27 protein-coding genes are annotated in these 23,175 nt (G+C 73.0%); 21 read left to right on the forward strand and 6 right to left on the reverse strand.

Annotation, left to right across the window (positions count from 1 at the left end; genetic code table 11):
* The first annotated feature begins 2 nt into the window (after positions 1–2).
* Complete coding sequence (locus CP969_RS31065; protein ID WP_016823858.1) at positions 3–1,970, forward strand: DUF5107 domain-containing protein; 1,968 nt, start codon at positions 3–5, stop codon at positions 1,968–1,970.
* Between the two features lie 36 nt (positions 1,971–2,006).
* On the opposite strand, the gene CP969_RS31070 is transcribed toward CP969_RS31065, so the two are convergent.
* A complete protein-coding gene (locus CP969_RS31070) occupies positions 2,007–2,357 on the reverse strand; it encodes a VOC family protein (RefSeq protein ID WP_004981064.1) in 351 nt (116 codons plus the stop codon).
* 110 nt (positions 2,358–2,467) lie between these two features.
* Here CP969_RS31070 and CP969_RS31075 point away from each other — a divergent pair, with 110 nt between their 5' ends.
* Positions 2,468–2,959 (forward strand): phage holin family protein, encoded by a 492-nt coding sequence (locus CP969_RS31075; RefSeq protein WP_150474989.1) that lies wholly within the window; start codon positions 2,468–2,470, stop codon positions 2,957–2,959.
* 120 nt (positions 2,960–3,079) lie between these two features.
* On the opposite strand, the gene CP969_RS31080 is transcribed toward CP969_RS31075, so the two are convergent.
* Positions 3,080–4,042 carry an LLM class F420-dependent oxidoreductase gene (locus tag CP969_RS31080; protein WP_016823857.1) on the reverse strand — a complete coding sequence of 321 codons (963 nt, stop codon included), beginning with the start codon at positions 4,040–4,042 and terminating at the stop codon, positions 3,080–3,082.
* Positions 4,043–4,160: 118 nt separating this feature from the next.
* Here CP969_RS31080 and CP969_RS31085 point away from each other — a divergent pair, with 118 nt between their 5' ends.
* The 13 genes from CP969_RS31085 to CP969_RS31145 all read left to right on the forward strand — a co-directional run bounded on the left by CP969_RS31085 (position 4,161) and on the right by CP969_RS31145 (position 13,948).
* A complete protein-coding gene (locus CP969_RS31085; protein WP_026084731.1) occupies positions 4,161–5,675 on the forward strand; it encodes an NAD(P)/FAD-dependent oxidoreductase in 1,515 nt (504 codons plus the stop codon).
* Positions 5,672–7,534: a transketolase gene (locus tag CP969_RS31090; RefSeq protein ID WP_016823855.1), complete on the forward strand. Its 1,863-nt coding sequence runs from the start codon at positions 5,672–5,674 to the stop codon at positions 7,532–7,534. Before CP969_RS31085 ends, CP969_RS31090 begins: the two co-directional genes overlap by 4 nt.
* Positions 7,531–8,478, forward strand: coding sequence for a non-homologous end-joining DNA ligase (gene ligD, locus CP969_RS31095; protein WP_016823854.1), 948 nt, complete (start codon positions 7,531–7,533; stop codon positions 8,476–8,478). Before CP969_RS31090 ends, ligD begins: the two co-directional genes overlap by 4 nt.
* Before the next feature lie 114 nt (positions 8,479–8,592).
* Positions 8,593–8,973 carry a gas vesicle protein GvpO gene (locus CP969_RS31100; RefSeq protein ID WP_078495337.1) on the forward strand — a complete coding sequence of 127 codons (381 nt, stop codon included), beginning with the start codon at positions 8,593–8,595 and terminating at the stop codon, positions 8,971–8,973.
* Between the two features lie 52 nt (positions 8,974–9,025).
* Positions 9,026–9,451: a gas vesicle structural protein GvpA gene (locus CP969_RS31105; protein WP_004981046.1), complete on the forward strand. Its 426-nt coding sequence runs from the start codon at positions 9,026–9,028 to the stop codon at positions 9,449–9,451.
* Complete coding sequence (locus CP969_RS31110) at positions 9,448–10,221, forward strand: GvpL/GvpF family gas vesicle protein (RefSeq protein ID WP_004981044.1); 774 nt, start codon at positions 9,448–9,450, stop codon at positions 10,219–10,221. Before CP969_RS31105 ends, CP969_RS31110 begins: the two co-directional genes overlap by 4 nt.
* Before the next feature lie 4 nt (positions 10,222–10,225).
* Positions 10,226–10,489: a gas vesicle protein GvpG gene (locus CP969_RS31115; protein WP_016823852.1), complete on the forward strand. Its 264-nt coding sequence runs from the start codon at positions 10,226–10,228 to the stop codon at positions 10,487–10,489.
* Complete coding sequence (locus CP969_RS31120) at positions 10,486–11,100, forward strand: hypothetical protein (protein ID WP_016823851.1); 615 nt, start codon at positions 10,486–10,488, stop codon at positions 11,098–11,100. Before CP969_RS31115 ends, CP969_RS31120 begins: the two co-directional genes overlap by 4 nt.
* On the forward strand, positions 11,097–12,293 hold the full coding sequence (locus tag CP969_RS31125; RefSeq protein ID WP_016823850.1) for an SRPBCC family protein: 1,197 nt from the start codon (positions 11,097–11,099) through the stop codon (positions 12,291–12,293). Before CP969_RS31120 ends, CP969_RS31125 begins: the two co-directional genes overlap by 4 nt.
* A complete protein-coding gene (locus CP969_RS31130) occupies positions 12,290–12,625 on the forward strand; it encodes a gas vesicle protein (protein WP_004981031.1) in 336 nt (111 codons plus the stop codon). The genes CP969_RS31125 and CP969_RS31130 overlap by 4 nt, the downstream gene beginning before the upstream one ends.
* Entirely contained in the window at positions 12,622–13,398 is a 777-nt protein-coding gene (locus tag CP969_RS31135; RefSeq protein ID WP_016823849.1) for a GvpL/GvpF family gas vesicle protein, read from the forward strand. Before CP969_RS31130 ends, CP969_RS31135 begins: the two co-directional genes overlap by 4 nt.
* Complete coding sequence (locus tag CP969_RS31140; RefSeq protein ID WP_004981027.1) at positions 13,395–13,583, forward strand: gas vesicle protein; 189 nt, start codon at positions 13,395–13,397, stop codon at positions 13,581–13,583. The genes CP969_RS31135 and CP969_RS31140 overlap by 4 nt, the downstream gene beginning before the upstream one ends.
* Positions 13,584–13,690: 107 nt before the next feature.
* A complete protein-coding gene (locus CP969_RS31145; protein ID WP_026084730.1) occupies positions 13,691–13,948 on the forward strand; it encodes a gas vesicle protein K in 258 nt (85 codons plus the stop codon).
* A gap of 46 nt (positions 13,949–13,994) precedes the next feature.
* On the opposite strand, the gene CP969_RS31150 is transcribed toward CP969_RS31145, so the two are convergent.
* Together CP969_RS31150 and CP969_RS31155 are read right to left on the reverse strand one after the other, a co-directional pair.
* Positions 13,995–14,165 (reverse strand): hypothetical protein, encoded by a 171-nt coding sequence (locus CP969_RS31150; protein WP_004981024.1) that lies wholly within the window; start codon positions 14,163–14,165, stop codon positions 13,995–13,997.
* A gap of 42 nt (positions 14,166–14,207) precedes the next feature.
* Entirely contained in the window at positions 14,208–15,029 is an 822-nt protein-coding gene (locus CP969_RS31155) for a class I SAM-dependent methyltransferase (RefSeq protein ID WP_004981022.1), read from the reverse strand.
* A 189-nt stretch (positions 15,030–15,218) separates the two neighbouring features.
* Here CP969_RS31155 and CP969_RS31160 point away from each other — a divergent pair, with 189 nt between their 5' ends.
* Complete coding sequence (locus CP969_RS31160; protein ID WP_016823847.1) at positions 15,219–16,838, forward strand: ABC-F family ATP-binding cassette domain-containing protein; 1,620 nt, start codon at positions 15,219–15,221, stop codon at positions 16,836–16,838.
* Here the strand turns inward: CP969_RS31160 and CP969_RS31165 are convergent.
* The gene (locus tag CP969_RS31165) at positions 16,783–17,319 is read right to left on the reverse strand and encodes a helix-turn-helix transcriptional regulator (RefSeq protein WP_016823846.1); all 537 of its coding nucleotides are present in this window, start codon (positions 17,317–17,319) and stop codon (positions 16,783–16,785) included. The two genes, CP969_RS31160 and CP969_RS31165, sit on opposite strands and share 56 nt — an antisense overlap.
* A 171-nt stretch (positions 17,320–17,490) precedes the next feature.
* On the opposite strand from CP969_RS31165, the gene CP969_RS31170 reads away from it, so the two are divergent.
* The 5 genes from CP969_RS31170 to CP969_RS31190 all read left to right on the forward strand — a co-directional run bounded on the left by CP969_RS31170 (position 17,491) and on the right by CP969_RS31190 (position 22,674).
* Positions 17,491–19,923, forward strand: coding sequence for an ATP-binding cassette domain-containing protein (locus CP969_RS31170; protein ID WP_004981015.1), 2,433 nt, complete (start codon positions 17,491–17,493; stop codon positions 19,921–19,923).
* A gap of 143 nt (positions 19,924–20,066) precedes the next feature.
* Positions 20,067–20,876 (forward strand): thioesterase family protein, encoded by an 810-nt coding sequence (locus CP969_RS31175; protein ID WP_004981013.1) that lies wholly within the window; start codon positions 20,067–20,069, stop codon positions 20,874–20,876.
* A gap of 325 nt (positions 20,877–21,201) precedes the next feature.
* Complete coding sequence (locus CP969_RS31180) at positions 21,202–21,594, forward strand: DUF2795 domain-containing protein (protein ID WP_004981011.1); 393 nt, start codon at positions 21,202–21,204, stop codon at positions 21,592–21,594.
* Between the two features lie 92 nt (positions 21,595–21,686).
* On the forward strand, positions 21,687–22,112 hold the full coding sequence (locus CP969_RS31185) for a CBS domain-containing protein (protein WP_004981009.1): 426 nt from the start codon (positions 21,687–21,689) through the stop codon (positions 22,110–22,112).
* A gap of 19 nt (positions 22,113–22,131) precedes the next feature.
* Positions 22,132–22,674 carry a type 1 glutamine amidotransferase domain-containing protein gene (locus CP969_RS31190; RefSeq protein ID WP_004981005.1) on the forward strand — a complete coding sequence of 181 codons (543 nt, stop codon included), beginning with the start codon at positions 22,132–22,134 and terminating at the stop codon, positions 22,672–22,674.
* Positions 22,675–22,866: 192 nt separating this feature from the next.
* Here CP969_RS31190 and CP969_RS31195 read toward each other — a convergent pair whose 3' ends face one another.
* Complete coding sequence (locus CP969_RS31195; protein ID WP_004981001.1) at positions 22,867–23,154, reverse strand: DUF6158 family protein; 288 nt, start codon at positions 23,152–23,154, stop codon at positions 22,867–22,869.
* Positions 23,155–23,175: the final 21 nt, after the last annotated feature.

Here is a 23,175-nt window from a genome sequence, read left to right on the forward strand (position 1 = left end):
CCATGGAGATCGTGACGACGATCCGACGTGAGGTACTGACGCTGCCCGCCGCGCACCTGGGCCCCGACAACCCGCTGCCCCCGCTGCGGCCCCTCGACGAGACGCACCGCGTCGAGGACCGCGACAAGGAGGACCTGCCGCGCGACATGGCCCGGCAGATCGACTACGCACCCCTGCACAGCCTGCTGCCCGTCCGCGTCCGCGACGGCTACGACCGCCGGCGCGAGCCGCGCCCGATCGACACCCTCGTGATCGAGAACGACCGGCTGCGCGTCACCGTGCTGCCCGGCCTCGGGGGCCGGATCGGCTCCCTCGTCCACCGGCCCACCGGCCGCGAACTCCTCTACCGCAACCCGGTGTTCCAGCCCGCCAACTTCGCCCTCAACGGTGCCTGGTTCTCCGGCGGCATCGAGTGGAACATCGGCGCCACCGGCCACACCGCCCTGTCCTGCTCACCCGTGCACGCCGCCCGCGTCCCCGCCCCCGACGGCGGGCGGATGCTGCGCCTGTGGGAATGGGAGCGCCTGCGCGACCTGCCCTTCCAGGTCGACCTGTGGCTCCCGGAGGGCTCGGACTTCCTGTACGTCGGCGTCCGCATCCGCAACCCGCACGAGAAACCGGTGCCGACCTACTGGTGGTCCAACATCGCCGTCCCCGAGGACTGCCGCGTCCTCGCCCCCGCGGAGGAGGCCTGGCAGTTCGGCTACGAGCGCCGGCTGCGCCGGGTCCCCGTCCCGGTGCACGACGGCACCGACCGCACCTACCCGCGCAACAGCACCTACGCCGCCGACTACTTCTACGAGGTGCCCGAGCGGCGCAGGCGCTGGATCGCCGCCCTGGACGCCGACGGCCGCGGCCTCGTGCAGACCTCGACCGACGAACTCGGCGGCCGGAAGCTGTTCGTGTGGGGGAGGGGACCCGGCGGACGGCGCTGGCAGGAGTGGCTCACCGAGCCCGGCACCGGCGGCTACTGCGAGATCCAGGCCGGACTCGCCCGCACCCAGCTGGAACACGTCCGGCTCGAAGCCGGCGGCGAGGTGTCCTGGATGGAGGCGTACGGCCCCTTCGACGCGCGGCCGGACGGCGAGTGGACCGGCGTCCTGCGCGCGGCGGAGGACCGGCTCGAGGCGGTCCTGCCCCGCGCCGACGTCGACGCCGCCCGCACCGCCTGGCAGCCGTACGCCGACACCGAACCCGGCGAGAGGCTCGCCACCGGTTCCGGCTGGGGCGCGCTGGAGGTGCTGCGGGCCGGCTGGAAGCTGCCCGGCACGCCCTTCGACGAGAGCACCCTGGGCGAGGAACAGCAGCCCTGGCTGCACCTGCTGCGCGCCGGGTCCCTGCCCGAGCCGCCGGACAGCCGGCCGCCGGGCGGGACGCTGGTCGCCCGGCACTGGCGGGACCAGTTGGAGACGGCGCCCGCCACCCCGCTCACCGAGTACCACCTCGGCGTCGCCCAGTGGCACGCCGGCGACCGCGCGCAGGCGGTGCGCAGCTGGGAGCGGGGGCTGCGGCACGCCCCGGTGCGGTGGCCGGTGCTGCGCTGCCTCGCGGTCGCCGACCAGGAGGCCCGCCACCCCGAGCGGGCCGCGGAGCGCTACGCGCAGGCCTTCGACGACCTGGGGCGGGTGCGCCGCGAGGCCGGGGACGACGACGGCTCGTGGACCGCCGTCACCGCCGCGCTCGGGCGGGAGGCGGTCGAGGCGCTGCTCGCCGTGGGGCGCACGGGGGACGCGCGGTCGGTGTGGCAGCGGCTGGATCCCGCCACCCGGGAGCGCGGGCGGTTCCGGCTGATCGAGGCGGGGCTGCTGCTGGCCGAGGGACGGCGCGAGGAGGCCCGCGCCGTGTTCGACGCGGGCTTCGAGGTCGCCGACCTGAGGGAGGGGGACGAGGTCATCGGGCGGTTGTGGGGCGCGCTCACCGACGAACCGCTGCCGGAGCACCACGACTTCCGCATGCGGCCCACACCGTGACGGGGCCGTGACGGGCCCACGCCGTGACCGGAGCGGCTAGGAGGGGTGGCGGTCCACGTACTCGTAGACCGCCCCGTCCGGATGACGCACGATCAGGTTGCGGCCCGCCGGGGTGGGCACCGGGCCCGCGATGATGTCGGCGCCCAGCTCGGCCAGCACCCGGTGGGCCTCCTCCACGTCCTTCACCGCGATCGTCGCCGCGACCTTGCGCAGCACCTCCAACTCGGCCGCCGGGCCGCTCATCAGCAGGAAGCAGCCCACCGCGGCGACCTGGACACCGCCCCGCTCGAACCGGAGGGCCCGGCCGCCCGCCAACCGCTCGTAGAAGGGGATGGCGGTCTCGATGTCGTCGACGCAGACGCGCAGTGTGGCACCCAGAATCTCCATGGGAACGAGCCTAGTTGGGCAGGGCCAGGCCCGGGGACCGCTCCCGGACGATCTCCACACCCCGCCCCCGGGGACGTTACGCGCCCCGGGCCGCCGGGTACCCGGCGGCCATGCAGCGCTTGGAGCACTTGGAGCATCTGGACAAGCACCTGGTCGACGAGCTGGCTCAGGTGGCGCGCGAGACCGTACGCGACGAACTGCGCGAACAGACGCGCAAGCAGCGGCGCAAGGCCGCCCTGTACGCCGCGTCCGGCGCCGTGGCCCTGTACGCGGGCGCGGCCGTCGCGCTGGCCGCGGGGCTCGCGCTCGCCCTGGTCCTGCCGGACTGGGCCGCCGCGCTGATCACGGCCGTCGTCCTGGGCGCCCTCGCCCTCGCCCTGCGGAACGCCGCCCGGCCCGCCCCGGACCGGGCCGCCGTTCCCGGGCAGCGGCACATGCCCTCCGGTGGTACCGCGGCATCCGGTGGCGGCGCGGCCCCCGGCGGTACCGCGGTGTCCGGTGGCAGGGCGGTGCCCGTTCCGCCGATGCCGTCCGTCCCGCCCGCCACGGGAGCCGTACCGCCGCGGCGGCCGAACGAGGGCAACGGGCCCGAGGCACGGTAGGACCCTCGCGGGACCGGGCCGGCGGCGGCCCGGTCCTTCGCCGGGCGCGGCGGCCGGGGCGCCTTTCCCCTCGGCCCGCCCGGCCCGCCCGGCCCCCTCAGTCCGCTCGGTCCCCTCGGGTCACTCGGCCTGCTGGAGCTGCGGCAGCACCTTCGTGCGGTAGAAGTCGAAGAAGCCGCGCAGGTCGGGGCCGATCTGGGTGACGTAGATCCGGTCGAAGCCGGCGTCGGCGAACCGCTGGAGCTCGGCGACGTGCTCGTCCGCGTTGTCGCCGCACACCCGGTTCGCGCTCACCATGTCCTCGGTGACCAGGGACTGCGCCTGCTCGAAATGGGCCGGTGAGGGCAGCACCTGGCCCAGCTCGCCCGGCAGCAGCTCGTTCGCCCAGAGGCGGTGCACGGTGCGCACGCACTCCTCCCGGTCGGTGCCGTAGCAGACCTTGGTGCCGCCGCCGACCGGCTTCCCGCCGCCTCCGCCCTTGCGGTACTGCTCCACCATCGAGGCGTCCGGCATCATCGTGATGTAGCCGTCGCCGACCCGGGCCGCGAGCTTGGTCGCCGCCGGGCCGAAGCCGGAGATGTCGATCGGGACGGGCTCGTCCGGCACCGTGTACAGCCGGGCGTTCTCCACCGTGTAGTACGTGCCGTGGTGGTTGACCTCCTCGCCGGTGAACAGCCGGCGCATCACCTGGATGGCCTCCTCCAGCATCTCCAGCCGTATGTGCGCGGGCGGCCAGGCGTCCCCGAGGATGTGCTCGTTCAGCGCCTCGCCCGTGCCCACACCGAGCCGGAACCGGCCCTGCGACATCACCGCGCTCGTGGCCGCCGCCTGGGCGACCACCGCCGGGTGCACGCGCACGGTCGGGCAGGTCACCGCCGTCTCCACCGGCAGGGACACCGCCTCGGACAGCGCGCCGATCACCGACCACACGAAGGGGCTCTGCCCCTGCGCGTCGCTCCACGGATGGTAGTGGTCCGAGATCCACAGACTCCGGAATCCGGCCTGCTCGGCCATCCGTGCCTGCTCGATCAGCTCGTCGGGGCCGTACTGCTCGCACGAGAGGAAATAGCCGTACTCGGGCATGGGGGGTGCCTCCGTGACGTGGGCGATCCGGGTCCGGGGCCGGGTACCCGGGGGCCCGGGCGGCAACCGGCGGACGTTTGGCGGTCCCGGCCGGGGGGACGCGGAAGGCTCCCGAGGTATGCGACAGCGCCGGAGGCGAACCGTGAGTCGACCCCGCATCGTGATCGTCGGTGCCGGCTTCGCCGGGTACCGCACGGCCCGGACCCTGTCCCGGCTGGCCCGGGGCCGCGCCGAGATCGTCCTGCTGAATCCGACCGACTACTTCCTGTACCTCCCCCTGCTGCCCCAGGTGGCCGCCGGCATCCTGGAGCCGCGCCGGGCCACGGTCTCCCTGCCCGACACCCTGCCGCAGGTGCGGCTGGTGCTGGGGGAGGCCGACCGCATCGACCTCGACGGGCGGACCGTGCACTACACCGGCCCCGAGGGCGACGGCGGCACCCTCGCCTACGACCGGCTGGTGCTCGCGGCCGGCAGTGTCAACAAACTGCTGCCCATCCCCGGTGTCGCCGAGCACGCGCACGGCTTCCGGGGCCTGCCCGAGGCGCTGTACCTGCGCGACCACGTGACCCGGCAGGTGGAGCTCGCGACCGCCACCGACGACCCCAGGAGCTGTGCCGCCCGGTGCACCTTCGTGGTGGTCGGCGCCGGCTACACCGGCACCGAAGTCGCCGCGCACGGGCAGCTGTTCACCGACGCGCAGGTGGGCCGGCATCCCATGCGCACCGGTATGCGGCCGCGCTGGCTGCTGCTGGACATCGCCGACCGGGTCCTGCCCGAGCTGGACGAGCGGCTCTCGCGCACCGCCGACAAGGTGCTGCGCGAGCGGGGCGTGGACGTCCGCATGGGCACCTCCGTGAAGGAGGCCACGCACGAGGGAGTGCTGCTGACCGACGGCGAGTTCGTCGACACCCGCACGGTGGTGTGGTGCGTCGGCGTGCGGCCCGACCCGCTCGCCGAGTCGCTCGGGCTGCCCATGGAACGCGGCCGGCTGCTCGTCGACCCGCACCTGCGGGTGCCGGGCCGGCCGGAGGTGTTCGCCTGCGGCGACGCGGCCGCGGTGCCCGATCCGGACCGGCCCGGGAAGTACACCCCGATGACCGCGCAGCACGCCTGGCGGCAGGGCAAGGTCTGCGCGCACAACGTCGCCGCGTCGTTCGGTGACGGCGAGTGGCGCGCCTACCGCCACAAGGACCTGGGGTTCGTGGTGGACCTGGGCGGCGTCAAGGCCGCCGCCAACCCGCTCGGCGTGCCCCTGTCCGGGCCGGTCGCGGGGGCGGTCACCCGCGGCTACCACCTCGCGGCGATGCCGGGCAACCGGGTGCGCGTCGCCGCCGACTGGCTCCTGGACGCCGTACTGCCGCGCCAGGCCGTGCAGTTGGGGCTCGTACGGTCGTGGTCGGTGCCTTTGGACACGGCGTCCCCCGAACTGGCGCGGGTGCCGGCCGGACCGGCGGAGAACCGGCCCGGGACCGAGCCCGCGAAGAGCCGACCGGGCGGTGAGTCCGCGGAGAGTCGGCCCGCGCCCGCGCCGCCCGCCGACCAGCCGCCCCCGGGCTCCGGCGCCGCCCCGGGCCCCGTCAAGCGCGCCGACCTTCCCGCAGACCCCGCAGACCCCGTCGAAGGAGACTCATGAACACCGGCGAACTCGTCGAGCTCGGACAGCAGTTGCGCGTGGACAGTGTCCGTGCCGCGGCCGCCGCGGGCTCCGGGCACCCCACGTCCTCGATGTCGGCGGCGGACCTGGCGGCCGTCCTGTTCGCCCGCCACTTCCGCTACGACTTCGACCGCCCCGACCACCCGGGCAACGACCGCTTCATCCTCTCCAAGGGCCACGCCTCGCCCCTGATGTACGCGCTGTACAAGGCGGTCGGCGCCATCGACGACGAGGAGCTGCTCACCTTCCGCAAGCACGGCAGCCGCCTCGAAGGGCACCCCACGCCCCGGCAGCTGCCCTGGGTCGAGACGGCCACCGGCTCGCTCGGCCAGGGCCTCCCGGTCGGCGTCGGCATCGCGCTGGCCGGGAAGCGGCTGGAGAGCGCCGACCACCGGGTGTGGGTGCTGTGCGGCGACAGCGAGCTGGCCGAGGGCTCGATCTGGGAGGCGGCCGAGCAGGCCGCGTACGAGCACCTGGACAACCTCACGGCGATCGTGGACGTCAACCGGCTCGGCCAGCGCGGCCCCACCCGGCACGGCCACGACCTCGACGCCTACGCCCGCCGCTTCCAGGCCTTCGGCTGGCACACCGTCGAGGTGGACGGCCACGACGTGGACGCCGTCGACCGCGCCTACGGGGAGGCCGTCTCCACCGGGGGCCAGCCCACCGTGATCCTCGCCCGCACCCTCAAGGGCAAGGGCGTCGAGGCCGTCCAGGACCGCGAGGGCCTGCACGGCAAGCCGCTGCCGGAGGCCGAGGACGCGATCGCCGAACTCGGCGGTCCGCGGGACCTGCGGATCCGGGTGCAGGCACCGTCCGGCTCCGGTACCTCCGGAGCGGGGGCGCCGTCCGCCGGGAGCACCGCCGGCCTCGAGCTGCCCCGCTGGGACAAGGGCGAGGAGGTGGCCACCCGGAACGCCTTCGGCGAGGCACTGGCCGCCCTCGGCACCGCGCGCGGCGACGTCGTCGCCCTCGACGGAGAGGTCGGCGACTCCACGCGTGCGGAGTTCTTCGCCAAGGAGCACCCGGAGCGCTACTTCGAGTGCTACATCGCCGAGCAGCAGATGGTCGCCGCGGCGGTCGGCATGGCGGCGCGCGGCTGGACGCCGTACGCCTCCACCTTCGCCGCCTTCCTGACCCGCGCCCACGACTTCGTCCGCATGGCGTCGATCAGCGGCTCCGGCCTGAACCTCGTCGGCTCGCACGCGGGTGTCGCGATCGGCCAGGACGGGCCCAGCCAGATGGGTCTCGAGGACCTGGCGATGATGCGGGCGGTGCACGGCTCGACCGTGCTGTACCCGTGCGACGCCAACCAGACGGCGCGGCTGGTCGCCGCGATGGCCGACCTCGACGGCATCCGCTACCTGCGCACCTCGCGCGGCGGGAGCGCGGTGATCTACGGGCCCGACGAGGAGTTCCCCGTCGGCGGCAGCAAGGTGCTGCGCTCCTCCGACCGCGACCGGCTCACCCTCGTCGCGGCGGGCGTCACCGTGCCCGAGGCACTGGCCGCCGCGGACGCCCTGGCGGGGGAGGGCATCGCCGTCCGGGTGATCGACCTGTACTCGGTCAAGCCCGTCGACCGGGACACCCTGCGCACGGCGGCCGAGGAGACCGGCTGCCTGGTGACCGTGGAGGACCACCACCCCGAGGGCGGCCTCGGCGACGCGGTCCTCGAGGCCTTCGCCGACGGGCGCCCCGTACCGCGCCTGGTGCGGCTCGCCGTGCGCGTCATGCCGGGTTCGGCCTCCCCCGCCGAGCAATTGCACGCCGCCGGCATCGACGCCGAGTCGATCGCTGCGGCCGGCCGGCTGCTGGTGGAGGAGGCGATCGTGCCGTGACCGCCGACGACGGCGTGCGGACGGTGCGGGCCGGCCGCCGCACGGTGGGGATACACCGGCCGGACAAGGTGTTCTTCCCCGGTGGCGGGGACGCCAAGGAGTACACCAAGGGCGACCTCGTCGACTATCACCGGGCCGTCGCCCCGTTCATGCTGCCGCACCTGCGGGGCCGCCCGCTGATGCTGGACCGGCGCCCGGACGGCATCGGCGGCCCCCGGTTCATGCAGAAGAACACCCCGGACGGCTACCCGGAGTGGATCACCCGCGTCGAGGTCGCCAAGGAGGGCGGCACCGTCCGGCACACGGTGTGCGACGACACCGCCACCCTTCTCTACCTGGTCGACCAGGCGAGCATCACCCTGCACCGCTGGCTGTCCCGTGCCGACGGGGCCGACGGTGCGGACGGCGTCGACCGGCCCGACCGGCTGGTGTTCGACCTCGACCCCGCGGGCGATGACTTCGCGACGGTGCGGGAGGCGGCGCGGCTGCTGAGGGAGCTGCTCGACGAGCTGGAGCTGCCCTCGGCGCCGATGACCACCGGCTCCCGCGGCCTGCACGTGGTCGTGCCGCTGAACGGCGACCACGACTTCGACGACGTGCGCGCCTTCGCCCGCGAGGTCGCCGACACGCTCGCCGCCGAGCACCCCGACCGGCTCACCACCGCCGCCCGCAAGAAGGACCGCGGCGACCGGCTGTACCTCGACATCCAGCGCAACGCCTACGCGCAGACCGCCGTCGCCCCCTACACCGTCCGCGCCCTGCTCGGCGCCCCCGTCGCCACTCCCTTCTCCTGGGACCGGCTGGACGACCCGGATCTGCACGCCCGCCGCTGGACCGTCGCGGACGCCGTGGAACACGCCCGCACCGACCCGTGGGCCGGGCTGCCCCGCCGGGGCCGTGCCCTGGGGCCCGCGCGCCGCCGGTTGCGGGCGCTGCGCGGCTGAGCGACCGGGAGCGGTACCGCCGGCCGACCGGAAACGCAGCAGGAGCACGGCAATCGGGTGAGTCCGTGGAGGTTTGGCGAACAGACATGCGGCCACACGGAGGGGGAGGTGGTCATGTCGAACACGAAGAGCACCGAAGAGTCACAGGAACCACAGGAACCACAGGAGTCCCAGGACTCTTCCGAGTCCCGTACGACCGGGAAAAGCACCGGAAAGGCCAAACGGCCGAGCCCGATGGAGGTACTGCGCCAGGCGCGCGGACAGCTCGCGGAGCTCACCGGTATGGAAGCCGAGTCCGTGTCGTCCTTCGAGCAGACGGAGGAGGGCTGGGCGCTGGAGGTCGAAGTGCTCGAACTCGAGCGTGTGCCCGACACGATGAGCCTGATGGCGAGCTACCAGGTGGAGCTGGATCCCGACGGCCAGCTCACCGGTTACCGGCGGGTCCGTCGCTACGAGCGCGGACGGTCCGACGCGCGCAGGTCCGGCGGCCACTAGGCCGCCCGGTCGGACCCACACCCACACCCACAGACAAGGAGGAGCAGCCGGCATGACAGTTGTACCGGCACAGCAGACCGGCGGCGGGGGCGGCAGCAGCGGCCTCTATGACGTGCTCGAGCTCGTTCTGGACAGGGGGCTCGTCATCGACGCGTTCGTGCGCGTCTCCCTGGTCGGCATCGAGATCCTCAAGATCGACGTCCGCGTCGTCGTCGCCAGCGTCGACACCTACCTCCGCTTCGCCGAGGCGTGCAACCGCCTCGACCTGGAGGCCGGGCCCCGCAAGAGCCCGGGCCTGCCCGAGATCGTCGGCGAGGTCACCGAGTCCGGTGCCCGGGGCAAGTCCAAGGGGGCGCTCTCGGGGGCCGCCGAAACCATCTCCGACGCGTTCAAGCAGGCGCGTGAGGAGGGCGAGACCGAATCCCGTCCGCGGGCCCGCAAGAGCACGTCCGCCCGCCGTAAGGAGGAGCAGGAGTGAGCACGTACGTCTACGGCATCACGGCGGCTTCGCACCCGTCGCTCCCCGAGGGCATGGGAGGTGTCGGCGACCCGCCGCGCCCGGTGCGCATCCTGCGGGAGGGTGAGCTGGCGGCCGTCGTCAGCGACGCCCCCGAAGGCCTGCGTCCCAAGCGCAGGGAACTGCTCGCCCACCAGAACGTGCTCAGCGAGATCGGTGCGGCCGGCTGCGTCCTGCCCATGCGCTTCGGCAGCGTCGCCCCGGACGACGACGCCGTCACCGGTGTCCTCGCCGAGCGGGCCGAGCACTACGGGGAGCGGCTGCGGGCGCTGGACGGCCGGGTCGAGTACAACGTCAAGGCCAACCACGTAGAGGAGGCCGTCCTGCACCACGTGATGGCCGGCAACCCGGAGATCCGCGCCCTCGCGGAGGCCAACCGGCAGGCGGGTGGCGGCAGTTACGACGACAAGATCCGGCTCGGCGAGATGGTCGCCGCCGCGGTCAAGGATCGGGAGGCCGAGGACGGCGCCGTACTGGAGCGCGCGCTGGCACCGGCCGCCGACGCCGTGAGCGTGGGCCCCGAGTCCACGGGCTGGCTCGCCAATGTGTCCTACCTGGTCAAGCGGGAGACGGCGGAGGACTTCCTGGCGGCCGTGGAGCAGGTCCGCAAGGACATGCCCCATCTGGAGGTGCGCCTGAACGGTCCGCTGCCGCCGTACAGCTTCGTCGAGCCCGGTCCGGCCGAGCCGGCGGGCGCCGCGACAGGTGGGGCGGACACCGAAGTGGGGTGACGTCATGGGCCTGATCTCGGAGGTGCTGCTGCTGCCGTTCGCCCCGGTGCGCGGCAGCGCCTGGGCCATCCGACAGGCGATCCAGGAGGCGGAGCGCATCTACTACGACCCCGCCACCATCCGTGCCGAACTGGCCCGGCTGGAGGAGCAGCTGGAGGCAGGAGAGATCACGGAGGAGGAGTTCGACCGGCAGGAGGACGCACTCCTCGACCGGTTGGAGACCGCAACGCGCACGGGCGCGGGTACAGGGGATGGGACGCAACAGTGAATCGAACGGGACTGGGCCTCGCGATCGGGGCCGGATACCTCCTCGGACGGACGAAGAAGCTGAAGGCGGCGCTCGCCGTCGGCAGCCTGGTGGCCGGCAAGAAGCTGAACCTCAGCCCGCGGATGGTCGCGGACCTGGTGTCCCAGCAACTGCGGGACAACCCTCAGTTCAAGGAGATCGGAGACCAGCTGCGCGGTGATCTGCGCGGCGTCGGCAAGGCGGCCTCCGGCGCCCTGGTCGAGCGGCAGCTCGGCTCCCTCGCCGACCGTCTGCACGGCCGTACCGCCGATGTGCGGGGGCGGCTGACGGGCGTGGGCGGGCAGAAGGGCGCCAAGGACTCCGAGGGCCCCGAGGACACCGAGGACACCGAGGACACCGAGGACATCGAGGAAGAGGACCGCGCCCCGCGGGAGGAGCCGGACGAGGAGGAGCCGGCGGAGGAGAAGGCCCCGCCGAAGGAGGCCGCCAAGAAGGCGCCGGCCAAGAAGGCGCCCGCGAAGAAGGCTCCTCCGGCGAAGAAGGCCGCCGCCAAGAAGACGGCCGCCGCCAAGAAGACCGCCGTATCCCGGGGCACCCGCTCCCGCACGCAGAAGGGAGGCGGTGAGGGATGACCGAGACACTCCGATCGGCCACCTCCGCCGCGCGTGACAGTGCGCGTGGCAAGGGGAATCCGCTCGCCGACGTGGCCCACAGCGAGGCCGCCGACCGGCTCAAGGCCGAGCTGCAGGACTACCTCGCGGCCCAGGCCACCCGCCTGCTGACCGGCGTCGGGCGCAAGCTCGGCGAGACCACGAACAAGCTCAACGACATCGCCGAGGGCAACAGCCCGGGCTTCGCCAAGCTCGCCCTGGAGGGCGGCCGCAAGATCGCCGAGGGCAAGAGTCCCCTGCGCACCGCCGTCGAGCTGGGGACCTCTCGCGCCAAGGACAACGTGATGGGCGCCCTGAAGGGCTTGGGCGGCGGTGGCGGCAAGAGCAAGCGCAAGCGCTCCGCGGGCAAGAAGCCCACCGTCATCATCGAGAGCATCGATGTCGGGGTCCCGCTGCGCACGGCCTACGACCAGTGGACCCAGTACCAGGACTTCAGCACCTTCGCCAAGGGCGTGAAGAGCGCCAACAAGTCCGACGACACCACCTCGGACTGGCAGGTGAAGGTCTTCTGGTCCAACCGCAGCTGGAAGGCGAAGACCACCGAGCAGGTCCCCGACGACCGCATCGCCTGGTCCTCCGAGGGCGCCAAGGGCACGACGAAGGGCGTCGTCTCCTTCCACCGCCTCGCCGACAACCTCACCCGGATCCTGCTGATCATCGAGTACTACCCCACGGGCTTCTTCGAGAGGACCGGAAACATCTGGCGCGCCCAGGGCCGCCGGGCCCGGCTCGACCTGAAGAACTTCGCCCGCTTCATCACCCTCAAGGGCGAGGTCGAGGACAGCTGGCGCGGCGAGATCCGCGACGGCGAGGTCGTCCGCAGCCACGAGGACGCCATCGCCGAGGAGGGCGAGGGCACGGAGCCCGAGGCCGAGGAGGAAACGGAACCCGAAGCGGAGGAGGACGAGGAGGCGGAGCCCGAAGCCGAGTACGACGAGGAGGCCGAGGAGGCCGAGGAGGACACCGGCGAGGAGCCGGACGAGGACTCCTACGAGGAGGACGAGGAGGAGTACGAGGACGAGGAGGAACCCGCGGCCGAGGAAGAGCCCGAGGGCGAGTACGAGGACGAGGAAGAAGAGCCCGAGGCCGAGGAAGAGCCCGAGGCGGAGTACGAGGACGAGGACGAGTACTCCGAGAGCGGGACCCGCCGATGACAACGCCCAGCCGGCTGCCCGAACCCTATGGCCAGGGCAGCGGCGCCAACCTCGCCGACATCCTGGAACGGGTGCTCGACAAGGGCATTGTCATCGCGGGCGACATCCGCATCAACCTGCTCGACATCGAACTGCTCACCATCAAGCTGCGGCTCGTGGTGGCCTCCGTCGACAAGGCGAAGGAGATGGGGATCGACTGGTGGGAGTCCGACCCCGCACTGTCCTCACGTGCCCGGCGGGACGAACTGGCCAGGGAGAACGCCGAGCTGCGTGAGCGGCTGGCCCGGCTGGAGGAACTGGAGCCCCGCCGCGCACAGGAGGAGAAACCGTGACCGGACTGCGGTACGTCTACGCCGTCTGCCGTCCCTTCGACACGCCGCTCCAGGCGCAGTTGACGGGCGTGGGGGGCAATCCGCCCCGGCTGCTGACCCACCACGGCCTGGTGGCCGTGGTCAGCCACGTGCCGGAGGCGGACTTCGCCGAGGAACCGCTCCGTGCGCATCTGGAGGACCTCGACTGGCTGACCGCGGTCGCCCGCGCCCATCAGGGCGTGATCGACGCGCTGACCACCGTCACCACCCCGCTGCCGCTGCGGCTCGGCACCGTGTTCCGGGACGACAGCGGCCTGCGGGTGATGATGGAGGAGCGCGAGGAGAGCTTCCAGCGGACCCTGGACCGGCTGACGGGGCGGGTGGAGTGGGGCGTCAAGGTCTTCCTCGAGCCGGTGCCGGAGGCCCGCGCCGAGCCGGAGCGGAAGCCGGCGTCCGGCCGGGACTACCTGCGGCAGCGGAGCACCCGGACGAAATCGCACGAGGAGCTGTGGCAGAAGGCCGAGGCCTTCGCGACCCAGCTGCACGAGACGCTTTCCGCGTGTGCGGAGGATTCCCGCCTGCACGCGCCGCAGAATCCCACGCTCTCCGGTGCCTCCGGGCGGAACGTGCTCAATGCCGCCTATCTCGTCCCGCGCTCGGAATCCGAGGAATTCGTGGAAAGGGTGGACCGGACCAAGGACGGGATTCCCGGAATACGCGTCGAACTCACCGGCCCCTGGGCGGCCTATTCGTTCGCCGGTGAGGAGACGACGACCTCGGGGGAGGGGGCGTGACCGTCGTCGAACGCCGGGAGATAGCCCTGGTGGATCTGCTCGACCGCCTGCTGGCCGGCGGCGTCGTCATCACGGGCGACATCACGCTGCGCATCGCGGACGTCGACCTGGTCCGCATCGATCTCAACGCGCTCATCAGCTCGGTGAACGCGCAGGTCCCCTCCCCCTTCGAGGAGTCGCGTTGACGGCCCCCCGGGACGACCGGCACCCCGAGCCGCACGACGGGCCGCACCCCGAGCGGCACGACGGGCCGCACCCCGAGCCGCACGACGGCCGGCGCCGGCGGCTCGACCTGGAGCCGGACACGGTCGAGCGCGACCTGGTCAAGCTGGTGCTCACGGTCGTCGAACTGCTGCGCCAGCTCATGGAGCGCCAGGCGCTGCGCCGGTTCGACGAGGGAGACCTGAGCGAGGAGCAGGAGGAGCGGATCGGGCTCACGCTGATGCTGCTCGAGGAGCGGATGACGGAACTGCGTGAGCGCTACGGACTGCGGCCCGAGGACCTCAACCTGGACCTCGGGCCGCTCGGACCGCTGCTTCCCCGGGACTGAGTCCCGGAGAATTCCCCGGGGCCCGCCCCGGGGAATTTCCGTCACCTCACCACCGGTACCAGCGGCCCCGACCACCGCCCGCCGTGGTGCCGCGCACGAAGAATCCCAGCAGCCACAGAACCAGAACGGCCAGGGCGATCCACCAGAGCACCTTCACCGCGAATCCGGCGCCGAAAAGGATCAGGGCCAGGAGCAGAACGAGCAGAATGGGAACCATAATGTCAACCTCCTGCCTTTCTGATTGCCCGTGAAATGAGATTCAGGCTTCCTTGCGGCAGATGATTTCTCCGTGCAGCACACTGAACCAGCCGTCGTCCTGCGCGCCCCACTCCCGCCAGGCCCCGGCCACCGCCCGCAGGTCCTCGCGGGTGGCGTGACCCCCCTCGACGGCCCGTCCGGCATAGGCCGACGCCACGGTGCGGTCCGCCCACAGCCCGCTCCACCAGGCCCGCTCCTCGGGGGTGGAGAACGTCCAGGTGGCCGAGGACGCGGTGACGTCCGTGAACCCCGCCGCGAGCGCCCAGGACTTCAGCCGGCGGCCGGCGTCCGGCTCGCCCCCGTTGGCCCGGGCCACCCGCCGGTACAGCTCCAGCCAGTCGTCCAGGCCGGGCGACAGGGGGTACCAGGTCATCGCCGCGTAGTCCGAGTCCCGGACGGCGACGATCCCGCCCGGTCTCGTCACCCGCTTCATCTCCCGCAGCGCCCGCACCGGATCGCCGACGTGCTGGAGGACCTGGTGGGCGTGGACCACGCAGAACGTGTCGTCCGGGAAGTCCAGCGCGTGCACGTCGCCCACCGCGAAGTCGACGTTCCCCAGACCCCGTCCGTCGGCCACCGCCCGGGCCCGCTCCAGCACGCCCGGCTCCCGTTCGAGACCGGTGACGTGCCCGTCGGGAACGAGCCCGGCCAGGTCGGCGGTGATGGTGCCGGGTCCGCACCCGACGTCCAGGATCCGCATGTGGGGCTCGAGCGCCCCCAGAAGGTACGCCGCCGAGTTGGCGGCGGTCCGCCAGGTGTGCGACCGCAGCACCGACTCGTGGTGCCCGTGCGTGTAGACGGCGGTCTCCCGGGCCTCGGGCATGGTGAACCACCCCTTCTCTCCTGGTGGGCCTTGTGGTGATGACCGTCACGGTAGGCGATGCGGCCGAATAATGAGACCCGCGTTTCACATACTGGTCGACGGTCGTGCGGGGACGGAGGAGGGGGGAGCCGGGGGGACGGACCGAAAACCGTTTGCCGCCCGTGCCGGCGGCCCGCACAATCGGCTGCCATGGGTCACCTGGAAGCCGCGCACCTGGAGTACCACCTCCCCGACGGGAGGGCGCTCCTGGGCGACGTGTCCTTCCGGGTGGGGGAGGGGGCCGTCATGGCCCTGGTCGGCCCGAACGGCGCGGGCAAGACCACCCTGCTCCGCCTCCTCGCCGGCGAGCTGAAGCCGCACGGCGGGTCCGTCACCGTCACCGGCGGCCTCGGCGTCATGCGCCAGTTCGTCGGCTCCGTACGGGACGAGACGACCGTGCGCGACCTCCTCGTCTCCGTGGCCGTGCCCCGCGTCCGCGAGGCGGCGCGCGCCGTCGACGAGGCCGAGCACGCCCTCATGACGGTCGACGACGAGGCCGCCCAGCTCCGTTACGCGCAGGCCCTCGCCGACTGGGCCGAGGCCCGCGGCTACGAGGCGGAGACGCTGTGGGACATGTGCACCACGGCCGCGCTGGGCGTCCCGTACGAGAAGGCGCAGTGGCGCCAGGTGCGCACCCTCTCCGGCGGCGAGCAGAAACGCCTGGTCCTCGAGGCCCTGCTGCGCGGCACCGACGAGGTCCTCCTCCTCGACGAGCCGGACAACTACCTCGACGTGCCCGGCAAGCGCTGGCTGGAGGAGCGGCTCGCCCAGACCCGCAAGACCGTGCTGTTCGTCTCCCACGACCGCGAACTCCTCGCCCGCGCCGCCCGGCGCATCGTCTCCCTCGAACCCGGCCCCGCCGGCGCCGACGCCTGGGTGCACGGCGGCGGCTTCGCCACGTACCACGACGCCCGCCGCGAACGCTTCGCCCGCTTCGAGGAGTTGCGCAGGCGCTGGGAGGAGAAGCACGCCCAGCTCAAGAAGCTCGTCCTGACCCTGCGGCAGGCCGCCTCGAACAGCGACGACATGGCCTCCCGCTACCGGGCCGCCCAGACCCGGCTGCGCAAGTTCGAGGAGGCGGGTCCCCCGCCGGAGCCGCCGCGCGAGCAGGACATCAGGATGCGCCTGAAGGGCGGCCGCACCGGAGTGCGCGCGGTCACCTGCGAGCGGCTCGAACTCACCGGTCTGATGAAACCCTTCGACCTGGAGGTGTTCTACGGCGAGCGCGTCGCCGTGCTCGGCTCCAACGGCTCCGGCAAGTCGCACTTCCTGCGCCTGCTGGCCGGCGACGACGTGGCCCACACGGGCCGGTGGCGCCTCGGCGCGCGCGTCGTCCCCGGACACTTCGCGCAGACGCACGCGCACCCCGAACTGGAGGGCCGCACGCTCCTGGACATCCTGTGGGAGGAGCACGCCCAGGACCGGGGCGCCGCCATGTCCCGGCTGCGCCGCTACGAGCTGACCGGCCAGGCCGAGCAGACCTTCGAGCGGCTGTCCGGCGGCCAGCAGGCCCGTTTCCAGATCCTGCTGCTGGAGCTCCAGGGCGTCACGGCCCTGCTGCTCGACGAGCCGACGGACAACCTCGACCTGGAGTCCGCGGAGGCGCTGCAGGAGGGCCTGGAGGCGTTCGAGGGCACGGTCCTCGCGGTGACGCACGACCGCTGGTTCGCCCGCTCCTTCGACCGCTTCCTGGTCTTCGGCAGCGACGGCAGGGTCAGGGAGACCCCGGAACCGGTGTGGGACGAGCGCCGGGTGGAACGGGCGCGGTAGGAGGTTCCGGCTCGGCCGTGGCCGGCGAGGGCCGGGTCCTCTCGCGGCCGGATCGGTCCGGGCCGGCGGGGGAGGCCTCCCCGCGCCTGACCGGCCGTGTGTGGATCTTGGCCACACAGGCCGGGAGGGCGGCGCCGTCGTCGTGGTTCCGGGCCCGGTAGGCGCTCGGGCTCTCGCCGACGAGTTCGGTGAAGCGCGAGCTGAACGATCCCAGCGACGTACAGCCGACCGCCATGCAGACCTCGGTCACCGTGAGGTCGCCGCGCCGCAGCAGCGCCTTGGCCCGCTCGATGCGGCGGGTCATCAGGTAGCTGTAGGGCGTCTCGCCGAAGGCGGCGCGGAAGCTGCGGGAGAAGTGGCCCGGCGACATCAGGGCGTCGCGCGCCAGTGCCGGGACGTCCAGCGGCTCGGCGTAGTCACGGTCCATCCGGTCGCGGGCCCGGCGCAGCCGCACCAGGTCGTCGAGGTCCTGCCGTCCCATCCCGACAGTCTCCCACGGCGCCGGCGGCCCGGGAGGCGCGTGAGCGGACCGGGCCGGTCGGGAAGCGGTCAGGAATCGAGAAGCGCGCGCCGACGGACGGCGGCTAGCGTGACCGCAGCCGGACGCCCGACGAAGACGGATCCACCCGTGACAGACACAGATGGGGACACGATGAGCAAGGCCACGAGGACGGACGCACAGCCGCCCGCGCCGCACGCCGCCGACAGCCACGACCTGATCCGCGTGCACGGCGCGCGCGAGAACAACCTCAAGGACGTCAGCATCGAGATCCCGAAGCGCCGGCTGACCGTGTTCACCGGGGTGTCCGGCTCGGGCAAGAGCTCGCTGGTGTTCGACACGATCGCCGCGGAGTCGCAGCGGCTGATCAACGAGACCTACAGCGCCTTCCTGCAGGGCTTCATGCCGACGCCGGCGCGGCCCGAGGTCGACGTGCTCGACGGGCTGACCACCGCGATCACCGTCGACCAGCAGCGGATGGGCTCCGACCCCCGCTCCACGGTCGGCACCGCCACCGACGCCAACGCGATGCTGCGCATCCTCTTCAGCCGGCTCGGCAGGCCGCACATCGGTCCGCCCGCCGCGTACTCCTTCAACGTGGCCTCGGTGAGCGCCAGCGGTGGGTTCACGGTCGACCGCGGTGCCGAGAGGACCAGGACCGAGAAGGTGTCCTTCACCCGCACCGGCGGCATGTGCACGCGCTGCGAGGGCCGCGGCAAGGTCTCCGACATCGACCTCACCCAGCTCTACGACGACTCCAAGTCGCTCTCCGAGGACCCGTTCACCATCCCCACCTACACCGGGGACGGCTGGGTGGTGCGGGTCATCACCGAGTCGGGCTTCTTCGACCCGGACAAGCCGATCCGCGAGTACACCGAGAAGGAGCGGTACGACTTCCTCCACCGCGAGCCGACCAAGGTGAAGGTCAACGGCGTCAACCTCACCTACGAGGGGCTGATCCCGAAGATCCAGAAGTCGTTCCTCGCCAAGGACCGGGAGTCGATGCAGCCGCACATCCGGGCGTTCGTGGACCGGGCGGTGACCTTCACCGACTGCCCCGACTGCGACGGGACCCGGCTCAGCGAGCTCGCCCGGTCCTCGCGCATCGGCGAGGTCAACATCGCCGACGCCTGCGCGATGGAGATCCGCGACCTCGCCGCATGGGTGCGCGGCCTCGGCGAGCCTTCCCCGGGCTCCTCGGGCGGGGGGCACCCCATGGTCGCCCCCCTGCTCACCGCGCTGCAGCACACCCTCGACTCGTTCGTGGAGATCGGCCTCGGCTACCTCTCGCTCGACCGGGCCGCGGGCACGCTCTCCGGTGGCGAGGCGCAGCGCGTGAAGATGATCCGCCACCTCGGCTCCTCGCTCACCGACGTCACCTACGTCTTCGACGAGCCCACCGTCGGCCTGCACCCGCACGACATCCAGCGGATGAACGGCCTGCTGCTGCGGCTGCGGGACAAGGGCAACACGGTGCTCGTGGTGGAGCACAAGCCGGAGACGATCGCCATAGCCGACCACGTCGTCGACCTCGGCCCGGGGGCCGGCACGGCGGGCGGCACCGTCTGCTTCGAGGGCACCGTCGAGGGGCTGCGGGCCAGCGGCACCGTCACCGGCCGCCACCTCGACGACCGGGCCGCGCTCAAGGAGACGGTGCGCAAGCCCACCGGTGCGCTGGAGATCCGCGGTGCGACGGCGAACAACCTGCGCGGCGTCGACGTCGACATCCCGCTCGGCGTGCTCTGCGTCGTCACCGGTGTCGCCGGCTCCGGCAAGAGCTCGCTCCTCCACGGGTCCCTCCCGGCCTCGGAGGGCGTGGTGTCGGTGGACCAGGCACCGATCCGCGGCTCGCGCCGGAGCAACCCGGCGACGTACACCGGACTGCTCGACCCGGTCCGCAAGGCGTTCGCGAAGGCCAACGGCGTGAAGCCGGCGCTGTTCAGCGCCAACTCCGAGGGCGCCTGCCCCGCCTGCAAGGGCGCCGGCGTCGTCTACACCGACCTGGGCATGATGGCCGGCACCGCCATCACCTGCGAGGAGTGCGAGGGGAAGCGGTTCCAGGCGTCCGTGCTGGAGTACACCCTCGGCGGCAAGGACATCAGCGAGGTGCTGGCGATGCCGGTGACCGAGGCCGAGGAGTTCTTCGGCGCCGGCGAGGCGCGCACCCCGGCCGCCCACAGGATCCTCGGCCGGCTCGCCGACGTCGGCCTCGGCTACCTCACCCTCGGCCAGCCGCTCACCACCCTGTCCGGCGGCGAGCGGCAGCGGCTGAAGCTGGCCACCCACCTGGGGGACAAGGGCGGCGACCGGGCCGTCTACGTGTTCGACGAGCCGACCACCGGCCTCCACCTCTCCGACGTCGAGCAGCTCCTCGGCCTGCTCGACCGGCTCGTCGACGCCGGCGGGACGGCCATCGTCATCGAGCACCACCAGGCGGTCATGGCACACGCCGACTGGATCATCGACCTCGGCCCCGGCGCCGGCCACGACGGCGGCCGGATCGTCTTCGAGGGCACCCCCGCCGACCTCGTCGCCGCCCGCTCCACCCTCACCGGCGAGCACCTCGCGGCCTACGTCGGCGCCTGAGGCGGAGCGCTCCGGGCCCCGTGGGCGAGCCGGCCCTCAAGGGGGCCGGGTGTCCGAGGGGCTCGGGCATGATGGCCGGTAGATGCCGTCTACACCGTCCTGTTCGGCATCCCGTGACCCGCGCGCCCGAGGAGAGACGTCCGTTGAACCCCCGCACCCCGGCCACCGGCAGCTACTACGAGCGCATCGACGAGCACCGTTTCAAGCCGACGGCCCACGCGAGCGGCGCCTGGGACCAGGACGAGCAGCACTTCAGCCCGCTCGGCGGACTCGTCGTCCACGCCCTCGACCGCCATCTGGCCGGACGCGCCGACCAGGGCCTGGTCATCTCCCGGATCAGCTACGACATCCTGGGGCGGCTCGCGCTCGACGAGTGCGAGATCCTGGTGGAGACCGTCCGCCCCGGCCGCACCATCGAACTGCTGGAGGCCGTCGTGCGGACGGCCGGCCGCCCGGTGGTCCGGGCCCGCGCCTGGCTGCTCGCCTCCCTCGACACGGCCGCCGTCGCCGGCGGTGCCGGGGAGCGGCTGCCCCACCCCCGGACCCTCACGCCGTGGGCGATGTCCGAGCAGTGGCCCGGCGGCTACATCGCCTCGCTGGACGTCCGCCCGGTCGCGCCGCCCCGGCCCGGCCGGACGACCGCGTGGATCTCCACCCGTCTCGGGCTGGTCGCCGGTGAGGCCAGCAGCCCGCTCGCGTCCTACCTGGCCCTCGTGGACACGGCCAACGGCATCGCGGTGCGCCGGCCACCCACCGAGTGGATGTTCCCCAACGTCGACCTCACCGTCCACCTGCACCGCCGGCCCGGGGGCGACTGGACGGGCCTGGACACCACCGTCGCCTTCGGCCCCACCGGCCAGGGCCTCACCAGCACCGTCCTGCACGACCTCGACGGCCCGGTGGGAACCGCCCAGCAGATCCTCACGGTCCGTCCGCAGCCGGGACGGCGGTGAGCCGGTCCTGATCGGACCGTCGGCGCGCGGCCGGCGGGAGCACCGGCCGCCGGCCGGCGGGGCGGCGGCACCGGGTCCTCGTGGCGGCCCGGCACCGGCAGCACGCCGGGCACGAGCGGGGGAGGGGAGGGGGGAGGCGCACGGCGGGCGCCACCCCGGTCGGACCTCTCCAGGGGGCGCGCGGGGCGGGTGAGCAGGGTCTCCCACCGCCTGCCGCCCGCCGCCCGGCGGCCGAACCGGGGCGGTGCCGATCCGTCGTCCGAACCCGGTGTCGGTGCCCGCTGGCCGGGTACGCGGTGCGGACCCCGAAGGTCTGGAGGGAGACATGCAGCGAGGCAGTGACCGGCTGAGCGTCCACCGCGACGACGAGATGAAGCACGAACTGCAGGGTCTGCTCAGGTCCGGGCACCCCACCCGCACCGAGGAGTGGAACGACCCGGAGCCGTTCGCCGACGACGACCCGGAGGTCGCGTACGGTCCGGTGACGCCGGGGCGCGGACCGACGGCGATGGAGTCGCTCCGACTGGAGCTGGCCAGGATCCTGGGCCGTGGGGCGTTCCCCGCGGGGCCGCGCGAGCTGATGCGCACGCTGGACCGGCACAACGCGCCCGACGCGCTCGTCGAGGCGCTGGAACGACTGCCGCGCCAGGCCCGCTACGCCAACGTGCAGGAGCTGGCCGAGGCGCTGACGCGGTCACGGGAGACGGAGAACGCCTAGCCGGCCCGTCGGGGCACCGCGTCCGGACCGCACTTCGGGCCGGGCCGCCCGCGGTGCCCCCGCGGCCGGGGAGCGGAGGGAAGGCCTCGGTCATGGCCGAGTTGGTCAAGGACGTGATGACTCCGGGCGTGGTCGCCGTACGCCCGGGCGCCTCGCTCGTCGAGGTGGCGCAGTTGATGCGCAGCCAGAACATCGGCGACGTGGTGGTGGCCGACGGGCAACGGGTGGTCGGCCTGCTCACCGACCGTGACATCACGGTCCGGGCGGTCGCCGAGGGCACGGATCCGCTCGCGGTGAGCGCCGGATCGGTGTGCACCCCGGATCCGGTGACCCTCGCCCCGGACGCTCCGGTGTCCACGGCCGTCGCGCTGATGCGGGAGCACGCCGTACGCCGGATCCCGGTCGTCGAGAACGGCCTGCCCGTCGGGTTGGTGAGCCTCGGCGACCTGGCCCGGGCACGGGATCCCGGATCGGCGCTGGCCGACATCAGCCGCGCGAAGCCGGACGAGAACAGCTGAACGAAAGGACGGAAACCCCATGCGCATCGCATTCCTGACCGCGCCCGAGGGCGTCGAGCAGGTCGAGCTGACCGAGCCGTGGCAGGCGGCCGTGGACGCCGGACACGAACCCGTGCTCGTCTCGACGCAGCCGGGCAAGATCCAGGCGTTCGACCACCTCGACAAGGCGGACACCTTCCCCGTGCAGGAGGTCGTCGGCGAGACGTCGGCCGACTCCTTCGGCGGACTGGTGCTGCCGGGCGGGGTGGCCAACCCCGACTTCCTGCGCACGGACGAGAAGGCCGTGGCGTTCGTGCGGGACTTCTTCGAACAGGGCCGGCCGGTCGCCGCGATCTGCCACGCCCCCTGGACCCTCATCGAGGCGGACGTGGTCCGGGACCGGGTGCTGACCAGCTGGCCGAGCCTGCGGACCGACCTCCGCAACGCCGGTGCGACGTGGGTCGACGAGCAGGTGAAGATCTGCGACCACGGGCCCAACAAGCTGGTCACCAGCCGCAAGCCGGACGACCTCAAGGCGTTCTGCGAGACGTACCTGGAGGTGTTCGGGTCGGAAAAGGGCTGAGGAGGCTTTGAGGGAAGCCGGACGAGGAAGTCCGGAACGGGCGGCGGCCGTCCGGCGTGTGCCGGACGGCCGCCGCCCGTTCCGGGGCCCGCCTCCGTGCGGCCCCCTCCCTCCCGCCCGGACGGGCGTGGTGACGCGCCGCGTCCCGGCGCGGCCGGATCACGCGGCGCGCCGTCGCACCTCCGCCCGAGGTCAGGTGCCCGGAGTCGTGGGAGCCGCCGTGTCGGCGCCGGTCCGTTCCCGGGCGCCCTCGCGGGTGCGGCCGGCGGCCACCGGACGGCGCGGGTTGCGGCGCAGGTACTCGCCCTCCAGCTGCGCCATCCGCTCGTTGTGGGCCCGCAGCGCGTCGTTGGAGCCGTACAGCAGGGTGTCGTGACGCGTGCGGTGGATGGTCTCCAGCTCCTTCATGAGCTGCTGGTCGTCCAGACGGGTCGGCTCGACTCCGGTCATCGTGGTGCCCCGCTCGTCGTGTGCGTTCATGCGGCCCGGGTACCCGCCCGG

The organism is Streptomyces viridosporus T7A (assembly GCF_008704515.1).
In the GTDB taxonomy this organism is placed as follows: domain Bacteria; phylum Actinomycetota; class Actinomycetes; order Streptomycetales; family Streptomycetaceae; genus Streptomyces; species Streptomyces viridosporus.